The organism is Sulfitobacter aestuarii (genome assembly GCF_042685005.1).
Taxonomy (GTDB): Bacteria; Pseudomonadota; Alphaproteobacteria; order Rhodobacterales; family Rhodobacteraceae; genus Sulfitobacter; species Sulfitobacter aestuarii.
Window position 1 is genome coordinate 173191 of sequence record NZ_JBHUMP010000003.1, and the last position, 11899, is coordinate 185089.

Consider the following 11899-nt stretch of genomic DNA (forward strand, 5'->3'; position numbering starts at 1 on the left):
GGCTGAGGCTGAGGCTGAGGCTGAGGCTGAGGCTGAGGCTGAGGCTGAGGCTGAGGCTGAGGCTGAGGCTGAGGCTGAGGAAGTTGCGGTGGAACCGGAGACTGTTGCAAGCACGGAAGTGGCAGAAGACAGTTCCGGTGCCGACTTGGCAGCGTTGCAGGACCTGATGAAGGACGATGCGGCGAAGGATGCTCCGGCCGAGGGCAAAGCCAGCGCCGATCTCAAGATCGAAACCATTGTCGCGGAAGAGCCGGGCACGGACAACGCACCCCGCCGCGCCCGGGTGATCAAGGTCAAGCGCGCCGATCTCGAAGCCGCAATCGCCAATGGCGCGCTTGAGGAATATGACGCGCCTTCGACGGCATCCGAGACAACACAGAAGAACGGTGCACTGCTCGGAGACGACGAGCCAACCGGCGCCCAGCCCGACGCGCCCGCAGTGCAGGCATCCTCGCTCTCGGAAGAGGATGAGGCCGAGCTGGCGCGCGAACTGGCCGCGCTCGAAGCGGATATTGCGGCCGATCTTCCCGCTGCCAAAGCGCCGGAGCCGGAACAGACTGTCATCCCGGCGCCCGAAGCCGCCGCGCCGAACACCCAGCCTGCGCTGGTCGAGCACGAAGCAGTTGCCGAGATCGAAACCCCGCGGCGCGCCAACCTGCCGCAGCGCGATGTCGAACAGGGCGCCGACATGAACCGCCTGCTCGCCGAGACCGATCACCAGATGGACGAGCCCGAGAGCGCCACGCGCCGCGACGCCTTTGCCCATCTGCGCGCCGCCGTCGCCGCCAAGAAAGCCGATCAGGCGATGGGCGCGCCCGAGCGCGAGGAGAAGAGCGATGACGCATATCGTAATGACCTCGCCGAGGTCGTGCGTCCGCGCCGCCCGCAAAGCGGTGCCGTCCGCACGGCACGGCCCGCCGATCCGCGTCCGGCGCCGCTCAAGCTGGTGGCGGAGCAGCGGATCGATGCACAGGAGCAGCGCCCGGCAGGTCCGGTACGCCCCCGCCGCGTCGCGGCCGTCAGCGACAGCGCCGAACAGCCGCTGGACCCCAATGCCGTCAGTTTCGCGGATTTCGCCGCCGAGATGGGCGCGGTCGAATTGCCGCAGCTGCTCGAAGCCGCGGCTGCCTACATGTCCTTCGTCGAAGGTCGCGAGCAGTTCTCGCGTCCGCAGCTGATGACCAAGGTCCGCCAGACCTCCCTGCCCGAGTTTTCCCGCGAGGACGGGTTGCGCTCCTTCGGACAATTGCTGCGCGCGGGGAAGATCGAGAAGATCAAGGGCGGCCGGTTCACCGTTTCGGACGATATCGGCTTCCGCCCGGATCGTCGCGCCGCAGGCTGAGGCGTCTTATTTGCCTGACGAAGAAGGGCGGTGCCGGAAAGCACCGCCCTTTCGCATTTCAACCCGTGAACAGCGCTAGTCGCGACGTTCGTCCTTCTCATCCGGATCGGCCTGGCCGATGCCCTTGAAGACGAAGCGGAACGGGATCGCCCAGACGATTCCCAGCGCGATGTAGATCGCCAGTTCCAGAAGGATCGGCGGCCGTTCGAACAGCCCGACCAGCGAAACCGCCACAATGATATAAAGCGGCAGCCCGACCAGCAGGATCACCAGCGCCCAGCGCCGCCGCGCCTTGTAGGAGAGCGCCATCAATCGGCGAACGGGTCGGTCACCAGGATGGTATCCTCCCGCTCCGGCGATGTCGAAAGCAGCGCCACCGGGCAGTCGATCAGCTCTTCGACCCTGCGCACATATTTGATCGCATTGGCGGGCAGCTCGGCCCAGCTGCGCGCGCCTTCGGTCGACTCCGACCAGCCGGGCATTTCCTCGTAGATCGGTGTGCAGCGCGCCTGCTGGTCCGCGGCGGTGGGCAGGTAGTCGAGCCGCGCCCCGTCGAGCTCATAACCGGTGCAGATCTTCAGCGTGTCGAAGCCATCGAGCACGTCGAGCTTGGTCAGCGAGATGCCGTTCACGCCGGAGGTGGCGCAGGTCTGGCGCACCAGCGCGGCGTCGAACCAGCCGCAGCGGCGCTTGCGCCCGGTGGTGGTGCCGAATTCATGCCCCCGCTCACCGAGGCGCTGACCGTCGTCATCGTCGAGTTCGGTGGGGAACGGGCCCTCGCCGACACGGGTCGTATAGGCCTTCACGATGCCGAGCACGTAGTCGATGGAGCCCGGCCCGATGCCGACGCCGGTGGCCGCCTGCCCGGCGATCACGTTCGAGGAGGTGACGAAAGGATAGGTGCCGAAATCAATGTCGAGCAGCGCGCCCTGCGCGCCTTCGAAAAGGATGCGCTTCCCGGCCTTGCGCTTCTCGTTCATGACTTTCCAGACCGGAGCGGCATATTCGAGGATCTTCGGTGCGACTTCCTTCAGCTGCTCGATCAGCGCATCCCGGTCGATCGCCTCGACCCCGAGCCCCTTGCGCAGCGGATCATGATGCTGCAGCGCCCGGTCGACCCGCGCTTCAAGCGTCTCGGCATCCGCGAGGTCTGCGACACGGATGACACGGCGGCCGACCTTGTCCTCGTAGCAGGGGCCGATGCCCCGGCCAGTGGTGCCGATCTTTGTGCCCTTGGAGGCCGCTTCCTCGCGCGCGCGGTCCAGCTCCCCGTGATAGGGCAGGATCAGCGGCGTGTTCTCGGCGATCATCAACGTCTCGGGGGTGATCTCGACCCCCTGCCCGCGGATCGTCTCGATTTCCTTGAGCAGGTTCCACGGGTCGAGCACCACACCGTTGCCGATCACCGAAAGCTTGCCGCCGCGCACCACACCCGAGGGCAACGCATGCAGCTTGAAGACCTCGCCGTCGATGACCAGCGTATGCCCGGCATTATGCCCGCCCTGGAAGCGCGCGATGACATCGGCGCGCTCGCTCAGCCAATCGACAATCTTGCCCTTACCTTCGTCACCCCATTGGGCGCCGACAACTACGACATTGGCCATGATGCTGTTCCTTTGAAATAACCCGTGCCCGTATAGCTCCCTCGCGACGCGGGCGAAACTGCAAAAACCGATCGCCCAGCGCTTCGCACCCCCCGCGGCATGTTACGTGGTAAGGTCTGGTGCGCGACAGCCGACCTCCTTGACCCGGACCAGACGGTTGACGGAACCTTTTCGCCCGTCGCGGGGATCTGTCCGCTCTGTTCGACGATCACCTATTGTTTCAACCGCCCTGCACCCGGCTTTCTGTGTTATGGTGACCTCACGAAACGAGTCTGATCCACCTCAATTCCAGGATAGCCCTCTTACAAGGCGTGGTAGAGTACCGTTTCAACAAGACCGCCGCCATTTGCGGCGGTCTTTGTATGCGCTCCTGCCAGCAGAATTACGGACCGCGACCGTGCCGTAAAATCCGTTGTCCCGCGCGAGGCGGCGTTCCTCCCTTGCCCCCATGGTCAAACTTGCCTAGATACCCCAAAAGCCAAATCGAAAGCCTCGGGTTCACATGGAAAACGTCGTACTGATCATTCACCTGCTCCTGGCCCTCGGCCTGATCGGCGTGGTCCTGTTGCAACGCTCCGAAGGTGGCGGGCTCGGCATGGGCGGTGGCGGCGGTGCGGTCTCCGGCAGATCCGCAGCGACCGCGCTTGGCAAGATGACGTGGATCCTGGCGATCTGCTTCATCATCACCTCGATTTCACTGACCATCATTGCGGCGGAAAAATCTGCCGGCTCCTCGGTCATCGACCGGCTGAGCGCGAACCCGCCAGCGCTGAACCAGGACAGCGCGCCGGGTCTGCCCGCGGGCGAAGACCTGCTGCCGCCGGGCAGCGGCACCGACGCGCCGCTGGTACCCAGCGCCGACTAATCACGACACAAAACCTTGAGGCAGGGCCGAAATTCGCAACATCATGTTGCGGGCCTTGCCTTGCTTTGAACAACCGAATCCTGTAAGGCTCAAGTCCCGTGATGCAGCGGTTTTCCGCAGCATCTGGTTGGCTTTTGCCGCCTCAACCTAGAACTCACGGGGGTCGTCATCACATGGCACGCTATATCTTCATCACCGGCGGTGTGGTTTCCTCGCTCGGCAAGGGTCTGGCCTCGGCCGCACTCGGCGCCCTGCTGCAGGCCCGCGGCTACAGCGTGCGGCTGCGCAAGCTCGACCCCTATCTTAACGTCGATCCCGGCACCATGAGCCCTTTCGAACATGGCGAGGTCTTCGTGACCGATGACGGTGCCGAGACCGATCTCGATCTCGGCCATTACGAGCGGTTCACCGGCGTCGCGGCGCGCAAGACCGACAGCATCTCGTCGGGCCGCGTCTATTCCAACGTGCTGGAAAAGGAACGTCGGGGCGATTACCTCGGCAAGACGATCCAGGTGATTCCGCATGTCACCAACGAGATCAAGGATTTCCTCGATGTCGGCAGCGACGAGGTCGATTTCATGCTCTGCGAGATCGGCGGCACGGTCGGCGATATCGAGGGCCTGCCCTTCTTCGAAGCGATCCGCCAGTTCAGCCATGACAAGCCGCGCGGCCAGTGCATCTTCATGCATCTGACGCTGCTGCCTTACCTGGCGGCCAGCGGCGAGCTCAAGACCAAACCGACGCAGCATTCGGTCAAGGAGCTGCAGAGCATCGGCATCGCCCCGGACATCCTGGTCTGCCGTTCGGAACATCCGATTCCGGAAAAGGAGCGCGAGAAGATCGCGCTGTTCTGCAACGTGCGCAAGGAGGCGGTGGTCGCCGCCTATGACCTCAAGACCATCTATGACGCGCCGCTGGCCTATCATCTGCAGGGGCTCGATCAGGCGGTGCTCGATTCCTTCCAGATTTCCCCGGCACCACGGCCCGATCTCTCGGTCTGGCGCGACGTGTCGGACCGGGTTCACAACCCGGAAGGCGAGGTGAAGATCGCCATCGTCGGCAAGTACACCCAGCTCGAGGATGCCTATAAATCCATCGCCGAGGCGCTGACCCATGGAGGTATGGCCAACCGGGTCAAAGTCAAGGTCGAATGGGTCGATTCGGAGGTCTTCGACAAGGCGGATGACGTGGGTCCGCAACTCGAGGGCTATCACGCGATTCTGGTGCCCGGCGGCTTTGGCGAGCGGGGCACCGAAGGCAAGATCAAGGCGGCGCAATATGCCCGCGAACACAAGGTGCCCTATCTCGGGATCTGTCTCGGCATGCAGATGGCGGTGATCGAAGCGGCGCGCAATGTCGCCGGTGTGACGACTGCCGGCTCCGAGGAATTTGATCATGAAGCGGGCAAGAAGCGCTTCGAGCCGGTGGTCTATCATCTCAAGGAATGGGTGCAGGGCACGCACAAGGTCGAGCGCAAGGTCGGGGACGACAAGGGCGGCACCATGCGTCTCGGCGCCTATGACGCCAAGCTCAAGGAAGGCTCCAAGGTCGCGCAGATCTATGGCACGACCGACATCGACGAGCGGCATCGCCACCGTTACGAGGTCGATACCGCCTATCGCAAACAGCTCGAAGCGGCCGGCCTCAGCTTTTCGGGCATGTCGCCGGACGGCAAGCTGCCCGAGATCGTCGAATGGTCCGATCATCCGTGGTTCATCGGCGTGCAGTTCCATCCCGAGCTCAAATCAAAGCCCTTCGATCCGCATCCGCTGTTCAAGGATTTCGTCCGCGCGGCAAAGGACGTGTCGCGGCTGGTCTGAACATTCCTTGGCTCAGCGCCGCTGCGCGCTGAGCACGAAATGCGTTACGGAAAAGAAGAACCGCCCGGCCGCGGCCAGGGCGGTCTGCTCGGCACCCCAGGCTTCGGCCTCTGCCGTCGGGATCAACCCGTTCGCAACCGCATATCGCGGCATCAAACGGCTCAACATCATCGCCAGCCCGTCCGGCCGCAGCTGATGGTCGCAGATGGTCATCGGCACGATCTGCAAAAGCGAGAACCCAGCCTCCTTCAGCATCGCGGGCAGCAGCGCCGGAACCGCAGGCTCGGCGAGGTGATCGTCCCAGACCGACATCATCCGCCGCATCCGTGCCGGGTCATCGCTGAACCAGATCCAGCTGTCGAAATGAATGTCGCCGATCACCAGCCGTCCGCCCGGCTTCAGCACGCGATGCGCTTCGTGCAGGGCTGCGGGAATATCATCGAGATATTCGAAGACCTGAACCGATACCGCCTTGTCGATGCTCTGCGCGTCCAGCGGCAATTGCCCGGCCGTCCCTTCGTCGATCCTGGCCCAGCCGCAATCGGCGCAGCGCTCCGCCGCCGCCGCGCGCATCTCCCTGCTCGGATCGATTCCGATCAACCGGCCCCGCGCCCCGACCGCCCTTGCCAGATCGGCGCTGAGCCAGCCATTGCCACAGCCGATATCGACAATCACCTCCCCCGGCCCCGGCGCCAGCGCATCGAACGCCACGCGACGCCGGGCCGAAAAATCCGCGCCCTGATAGGCAATCTCCAGCAGCCGCGTCGTCTCGCGCCCGAATGACAGCATCGCACCCTCCTTTGCCGACAGTCTAGCACGGATCCGCATCCGGCCGCGCAGCAAGCCGCGCTTGCGGGATCAGGTCCGCGCGGCCTACCCTTGACGCATTTGCGGCGTTCGTGTTCGGCGTAGACATTGCGAAAGGCGGTGACAGATGCGCGTCCTGCAGACCCATGACAAGAGATACCAGCCAGACCGCCCTTTCGAGCATCACGCGCTGGTCGATCAGAAGAAACTCGCCTTTATCGTCGGACTGGTGGCCTTCTGCCTGCCCGCAGCCTTCTGGATCGGCGCGAACCTGTTCGGCGGCTGCTACCGGATCTCGATCAGCCATTTCTATTATGCGCCGTTCTGGGGAGGGCCGTTCATCGGGGCGCTGGTCTTCATCGGGGCCTATCTGATCGTCTACAAGGGCGAGAGTCCCGAGGAGCGCCGACTGGCCAGTATCGCGGGCTATTGCGCGCTCGGCGTCGGCCTGCTGTCCACCGACGGCCACGGTTGTCTCGCACCCGAATTCCGCGCCCGCGCCTTCGTTACCTTCGACAGGCCACCGGGGGGCGAATTGCGCCTGACACCGGGGCAGAGCCTCGAAAGCCATTTCCTGCTGCAGAGCCATCTCGACATTCTGCACCTGATCAGCGCCGCCGCGCTCTTTGCGATCCTCGCCTGGTTTTCGCTCATGGTCTTTACCCGTATCGTCGATGACCGCCACCGCACCGAGGACGGCAGGCTCAAGCCCGTCAAGGTGATCCGCAACACGATCTATTACGCCTGCGGCGCCGCGATCGTCACCGTGCTGGTCCTGCTGCTCGGCCTGACCCTCGCCAGCCGGTTTCTCGACCTCGATCTCACCCGCTGGCACAGCAATCACGGCACGTTCCGCATGGAGGCGATCGCGCTCTATGCTTTCGGACTCTCCTGGATGGTCAAGGGCCGGTTCTTCAACTTCGTCCTGCGCGACCGGCCGGGCTGAGCTGATTTGCCATTGCACCCGCCGCATCACCGGATACACCTTCCGCCATGCTGAGCTATCAACACATCTATCACGCCGGTAATCTCGCGGACGTCCACAAACACGGGCTGCTGGCCTGGATGCTGGAATATCTGACCCGCAAGGACAAGCCGCTCAGCTATCTGGAAACCCATGCCGGACGCGCGCTCTACGACCTCACCGATGCCGCGGCGCAGAAGACCGGAGAGGCGGCGCAGGGCATCGAAAGAGCCGCCGATTGGTTCGACGTCTCTCACCCCTATGCCCGGGTGCTGGAGAAGGTCCGCGCGACCCATGGCAGCGCCGCCTATCCCGGCTCGCCGCTGATCGCCGCGCATCTGCTGCGGCCACAGGACCGCATCCACCTTGCCGAGCTGCATCCGCAGGAACATGCCGCGCTAGACCTCGCGATGTCACCCTATCCGGCCAGGTGCCACCTTTCCGACGGGTTCGACATGGCCTATGCGCTCTGCCCCCCGACGCCACGGCGCGGCCTGCTGCTGATCGATCCGAGCTATGAGATCAAGAGCGATTATGTCGAGATCCCACGTCATATCGGCAAGCTGCACCGGGCCTGGAACGTCGGGACCATCGCGCTGTGGTATCCGATCCTGACCGGCAAGAGCCATCTGCCGATGCTCGCCGCGCTCATGCGCGCGCACCCCGAGGCGCTGCGCCACGAAGTCGCCTTCCCGCCTGCTCGGCCAGGGCATGGCATGGTCGGATCGGGGATGCTGGTGCTGAACCCGCCCTATGGACTCGACGGGGAAGCCAAGCGGCTCGGCGCCGAATTTGCCAGACTGAACTGAAATGAACCGAACCGAGATGAAGGGAAAACTGCATGCCAAAGGGCTATTGGATCGCCAGTATGGATGTCCATAACGCGGAAATATACGATCGCTACCGCGCCGCCAACGCCAGACCGTTCGCCGATTACGGCGCCCGTTTCCTGGTGCGCGGCGGCACCCAGCAGGTGCGCGAAGGTATGCCGCGCAGCCGGACGGTGGTCATCGAATTTCCCAGCTACGCCGATGCCGTGGCCTGCTATGAAAGCCCGGCCTATCAGGCCGCGCGGGAGATCCGTCTCAATGTCTCCGACGGCAGCCTGACCATCGTCGAAGGCTACGAAGGCTGAACCGGGAATCATGCTAGGATCGCCCGCATGTCGATCCTGCACATGCTCCTTCTCGCCTTCCTGCCACAGGCCGCGTTGAGCTGCGGCACGCCGGTCTGCCTGATCGATGCCCAAGAGCTGAGCCTGCCCCGGATCATCGACTTCAACGGCCTGCGCGCTGCCCCCGGGCCGGGCCTGCGGCTCGATGCGAATCTGGTTCTGAGCGGCGCCAGTTTCGGCGAGCATTTCCTCGGCCAGTCAGTACATCGCCACACCGACCACGATCAGATCAGCGGCAAGGCAAACGCGCCGCTGACCCTGATGCCCGGTCCGCCGGGAGAGAACCTCTCCCTGGTGCATTTCTCCGGCACGAGTGTGCTCAACGGCTATGGACGGGCGGGTTTTCCGCGCCGCGATGGCCAGGGCGAAGGCGCGATCGCCCTGCTCTTTGAAGAGGATCAATCGGCGCTCTCCCTCCTGCTGCGCGGCGGCGATCAGGGCGAGGCGCGCATCCTCTTCCTGCGCCGCGACGGCAGCCTGATCGCCGCGCTGACCCTGTCGCGCCTGGGCGAATCCGCGCTTGGCTTCGCCCGCAGCGGGGACGTCGCGGATATCGCCGGTCTCGTGCTGACGAATACCGACCCACAAGGCATCGCGCTCGACATATTACGCTTTGGAAAGGCGCCGGGAATCAGCTAACAGAGGCATCATGTTCGCCCGTCTTTTCCCCCGCCGCAAACCGGCCCGCCCGCCGCTGCCCCAGCCCAACGCCCAGCTCGCCCTCGGGGCGCTTCTGGTGCGCGTGGCGCTGGCCGACCGCAGCTACAATGTCTCCGAGGTCGGTCAGATCGATCGCATCCTGGCCCGGACCTTCTCGTTGAAGCCGCTGGAGGCCGCCAAGCTGCGCGCCACCTGCGAGGCGCTGGAACGCGACGCGCCGGGCACGCCGGAATATGCCCGGATCGTCCGCGAAGAGGTCGATTACGCGGACCGCCGGGCGCTCGGCGCGGCGATGTGGTCGGTGGCGCTGGCCGATGGTGCACGTCAGGATGACGAGGAGATCCAGCTTCTCGCCATCGAAACCGCGCTTGGCCTCACCGACGAGGATATCGCCGCCAACCGCGAGGCCGCGCTGAAGGGGCTCTGACCCGGCGGCTGCAAGGCTGTCATGGCGCGCCGCCGCATCGAAGCCTTGGTCTTTGTGTGAACGCGGATTATATCAACCGCATGTTTGCAGATTTTCTCAAGCGGCTGACCCAGCCCGATCCCGCCCCGCTGGCCGATGACGACGCCCGCCTTGCCCTGACCGCGCTGCTGGTCCGGCTGGCCCGGACCGACAATGATTATTCCCCGGCCGAACGCAACCAGATCGACAGGGTGATCGCGGACCGCTACGCGCTGCAGCCCAAAGCGGCGGCGACCCTGCGTGAAAGCGGCGAGGCGCTGGAGGCGGAGGCCCCCGACACCGTGCGTTTCACCCGGGCGATCAAGGACGCGATTCCTTATGATCAACGGCTCGGCGTGATCGAGGCGCTCTGGTCGGTGGTACTGGCCGATGGCAATCGCGCCGACGAGGAGGACGCGCTGCTGCGTCTGGTCAGCAAGCTGCTCGGCATTTCCGATCCCGACAGCGCCATGGCCCGCCAGCGCGTCGAAGCCCGTCGCTAGGCGCTGCCGGACTGCCCCCACGTCACCCGAACGACAGCGTCAAGTTGCCGGTTGCATTGCCCCGCCCTTTGCCGCTTTATTGCGGGCTGAAACAACAGGACTGGGCCGAAAGTGACGTCTGACACCCCCGTGATCGAGATCCGGAATCTGCACAAGGCTTATGGCGATCTCGAAGTACTGAAAGGCGTGGATGTCATCGCGCCCAAGGGTCACGTGATCTCGCTGATCGGCTCGTCGGGCTCTGGCAAATCGACGCTGCTGCGCTGCTGCAACCTGCTTGAGGACAGCCAGCAGGGGGAAGTGCTGTTCAAGGGCGAACCGGTATCCTGGCGGGGTGATCATCATCACCGACGCCCGGCGGATGCCAAACAGGTGCTGCGCATCCGCACCAACCTGTCGATGGTGTTTCAGCAATTCAACCTCTGGTCGCATATGACCATCCTGCAGAACGTCATGGAAGCCCCGCTGACCGTGCTCGGCCGCGACCGCGCCGAGGTCGAGCGTTCGGCCCGCGCCTATCTCGAAAAAGTCGGCATCGGCGACAAATGCACCGCCTACCCGGCCCAGCTTTCGGGCGGTCAGCAACAGCGCGCCGCCATCGCCCGCGCGCTCTGCATGGAACCCGAAGCCCTGCTCTTTGACGAGCCGACATCGGCGCTTGATCCCGAACTCGAACAGGAAGTGGTCAAGGTGATCAAGGATCTCGCCGCCGAGGGGCGGACCATGATGATCGTCACCCATGACATGAAACTGGCGGCCGACGTCTCCGATCACGTGGTGTTCCTGCACCAGGGTCTGATCGAGGAGGAAGGCGCCCCGGAATCCCTCTTCGGCGCCCCGAGCTCGGAGCGGCTGCGCGGCTTCCTGTCCTCGACACAGGCCGCCTGAATCCGACAAAGAACCACGACAACCAAGGGAGTAACCACATGAAGAACATCCTGATCACCAGTGCCGTCCTGGCCCTCATCAGCGGCGCCGCCTGGGCCGAAGCCCATGACAAGACCGTGCGTCTGGGCACCGAGGGCGCCTACCCGCCCTACAACTTCCTCAACGACAAGGGCGAGGTCGACGGTTTCGAACGGGTGCTCGGTGACGAGCTGTGCAAACGCGCCGAGCTGACCTGCGAATGGGTCACCAATGATTGGGACAGCATCATCCCCAATCTCGTCTCGGGCAATTACGACGCGATCATAGCGGGCATGTCGATCACCCCGGAACGCGAGGAAGTCGTCGCCTTCACCCAGAACTACACGCCGCCTTCGCCTTCCGCCTATGCGGCCATGTCGGCCGACGCCGATACCCAGGGCGGCATCATCGCTGCCCAGACCGGCACCATCCAGGCCAATCACGTGGTCGATACCGGCGCCACGCTGCTCGAATTCCCCAACCCGGACGAAACCGTCGCGGCAATGAAGAACGGCGAGGCCGACGCGGTGATGGCCGACAAGGACTACCTGATCCCGGTGGTCGAGGAATCCGGCGGCGAGATCGTCTTCGTCGGCGAGGACATCCCGCTCGGCGGCGGCATCGGCATGGCCTTCCGCCAGTCCGATCCGGAGCTGAAGGACAAGTTCGACGCCGCGATCCAGTCCATGAAGGATGACGGTTCCCTGAACGAACTGATCATCGAATGGCTTGGCGAGGATTCGCCGCGCTTCTGACCCCCGCGTCTCAAAGCCGGTGAGGGGGAGGCAGGTCCTCCCCTTCACCCTTTT

General features: G+C 64.3%; 14 protein-coding genes. 11 read left to right on the plus strand and 3 right to left on the minus strand.

Features of this window, described 5'->3' with window-relative positions; genetic code table 11:
* The first annotated feature begins 88 nt into the window (after positions 1-88).
* Positions 89-1342 carry a hypothetical protein gene (locus tag ACFSUD_RS05315; protein WP_386372171.1) on the plus strand — a complete coding sequence of 418 codons (1254 nt, stop codon included), beginning with the start codon at positions 89-91 and terminating at the stop codon, positions 1340-1342.
* Positions 1343-1417: 75 nt separating this feature from the next.
* Here ACFSUD_RS05315 and ACFSUD_RS05320 read toward each other — a convergent pair whose 3' ends face one another.
* Positions 1418-1651, minus strand: coding sequence for a DUF2842 domain-containing protein (locus tag ACFSUD_RS05320; RefSeq protein WP_386372173.1), 234 nt, complete (start codon positions 1649-1651; stop codon positions 1418-1420).
* Positions 1651-2946 (minus strand): adenylosuccinate synthase, encoded by a 1296-nt coding sequence (locus ACFSUD_RS05325; RefSeq protein ID WP_386372175.1) that lies wholly within the window; start codon positions 2944-2946, stop codon positions 1651-1653. The genes ACFSUD_RS05320 and ACFSUD_RS05325 overlap by 1 nt, the downstream gene beginning before the upstream one ends.
* 502 nt (positions 2947-3448) lie before the next feature.
* Between ACFSUD_RS05325 and secG the strand changes: the two genes are divergently transcribed.
* The gene (gene secG, locus ACFSUD_RS05330) at positions 3449-3811 is read left to right on the plus strand and encodes a preprotein translocase subunit SecG (RefSeq protein ID WP_386372177.1); all 363 of its coding nucleotides are present in this window, start codon (positions 3449-3451) and stop codon (positions 3809-3811) included.
* A gap of 173 nt (positions 3812-3984) precedes the next feature.
* On the plus strand, positions 3985-5631 hold the full coding sequence (locus ACFSUD_RS05335; RefSeq protein ID WP_386372179.1) for a CTP synthase: 1647 nt from the start codon (positions 3985-3987) through the stop codon (positions 5629-5631).
* Between the two features lie 12 nt (positions 5632-5643).
* Here ACFSUD_RS05335 and ACFSUD_RS05340 read toward each other — a convergent pair whose 3' ends face one another.
* A complete protein-coding gene (locus ACFSUD_RS05340) occupies positions 5644-6420 on the minus strand; it encodes a methyltransferase domain-containing protein (RefSeq protein WP_386372181.1) in 777 nt (258 codons plus the stop codon).
* Positions 6421-6565: 145 nt separating this feature from the next.
* Here ACFSUD_RS05340 and ACFSUD_RS05345 point away from each other — a divergent pair, with 145 nt between their 5' ends.
* From ACFSUD_RS05345 to ACFSUD_RS05380, 8 genes are all read left to right on the plus strand, one after another.
* A complete protein-coding gene (locus ACFSUD_RS05345; protein ID WP_386372183.1) occupies positions 6566-7384 on the plus strand; it encodes a hypothetical protein in 819 nt (272 codons plus the stop codon).
* Positions 7385-7431: 47 nt separating this feature from the next.
* Positions 7432-8211, plus strand: a complete 780-nt coding sequence (gene rlmJ / locus ACFSUD_RS05350) for a 23S rRNA (adenine(2030)-N(6))-methyltransferase RlmJ (protein ID WP_386372185.1) — start codon at positions 7432-7434, stop codon at positions 8209-8211.
* Between the two features lie 32 nt (positions 8212-8243).
* Complete coding sequence (locus ACFSUD_RS05355; protein ID WP_386372187.1) at positions 8244-8537, plus strand: DUF1330 domain-containing protein; 294 nt, start codon at positions 8244-8246, stop codon at positions 8535-8537.
* Between the two features lie 27 nt (positions 8538-8564).
* The gene (locus tag ACFSUD_RS05360; protein ID WP_386372189.1) at positions 8565-9215 is read left to right on the plus strand and encodes a hypothetical protein; all 651 of its coding nucleotides are present in this window, start codon (positions 8565-8567) and stop codon (positions 9213-9215) included.
* Between the two features lie 10 nt (positions 9216-9225).
* Complete coding sequence (locus ACFSUD_RS05365; protein WP_386372191.1) at positions 9226-9663, plus strand: tellurite resistance TerB family protein; 438 nt, start codon at positions 9226-9228, stop codon at positions 9661-9663.
* Between the two features lie 80 nt (positions 9664-9743).
* The gene (locus tag ACFSUD_RS05370) at positions 9744-10184 is read left to right on the plus strand and encodes a tellurite resistance TerB family protein (RefSeq protein ID WP_386372193.1); all 441 of its coding nucleotides are present in this window, start codon (positions 9744-9746) and stop codon (positions 10182-10184) included.
* Positions 10185-10295: 111 nt separating this feature from the next.
* Positions 10296-11072 (plus strand): ABC transporter ATP-binding protein, encoded by a 777-nt coding sequence (locus tag ACFSUD_RS05375; RefSeq protein WP_386372195.1) that lies wholly within the window; start codon positions 10296-10298, stop codon positions 11070-11072.
* A gap of 38 nt (positions 11073-11110) precedes the next feature.
* Positions 11111-11845: a transporter substrate-binding domain-containing protein gene (locus ACFSUD_RS05380; RefSeq protein ID WP_386372197.1), complete on the plus strand. Its 735-nt coding sequence runs from the start codon at positions 11111-11113 to the stop codon at positions 11843-11845.
* Positions 11846-11899: the final 54 nt, after the last annotated feature.

Bases quoted from the DNA above. Each gene is read 5' to 3' on its own strand.
- ACFSUD_RS05320 (WP_386372173.1), bottom strand. From the start codon at position 1,651: ATGGCGCTCTCCTACAAGGCGCGGCGGCGCTGGGCGCTGGTGATCCTG.
- ACFSUD_RS05325 (WP_386372175.1), bottom strand. From the start codon at position 2,946: ATGGCCAATGTCGTAGTTGTCGGCGCCCAATGGGGTGACGAAGGTAAG.
- secG (WP_386372177.1), top strand. From the start codon at position 3,449: ATGGAAAACGTCGTACTGATCATTCACCTGCTCCTGGCCCTCGGCCTG.
- ACFSUD_RS05335 (WP_386372179.1), top strand. From the start codon at position 3,985: ATGGCACGCTATATCTTCATCACCGGCGGTGTGGTTTCCTCGCTCGGC.
- ACFSUD_RS05340 (WP_386372181.1), bottom strand. From the start codon at position 6,420: ATGCTGTCATTCGGGCGCGAGACGACGCGGCTGCTGGAGATTGCCTAT.
- ACFSUD_RS05345 (WP_386372183.1), top strand. From the start codon at position 6,566: ATGCGCGTCCTGCAGACCCATGACAAGAGATACCAGCCAGACCGCCCT.
- rlmJ (WP_386372185.1), top strand. From the start codon at position 7,432: ATGCTGAGCTATCAACACATCTATCACGCCGGTAATCTCGCGGACGTC.
- ACFSUD_RS05355 (WP_386372187.1), top strand. From the start codon at position 8,244: ATGCCAAAGGGCTATTGGATCGCCAGTATGGATGTCCATAACGCGGAA.
- ACFSUD_RS05360 (WP_386372189.1), top strand. From the start codon at position 8,565: ATGTCGATCCTGCACATGCTCCTTCTCGCCTTCCTGCCACAGGCCGCG.
- ACFSUD_RS05365 (WP_386372191.1), top strand. From the start codon at position 9,226: ATGTTCGCCCGTCTTTTCCCCCGCCGCAAACCGGCCCGCCCGCCGCTG.
- ACFSUD_RS05370 (WP_386372193.1), top strand. From the start codon at position 9,744: ATGTTTGCAGATTTTCTCAAGCGGCTGACCCAGCCCGATCCCGCCCCG.
- ACFSUD_RS05380 (WP_386372197.1), top strand. From the start codon at position 11,111: ATGAAGAACATCCTGATCACCAGTGCCGTCCTGGCCCTCATCAGCGGC.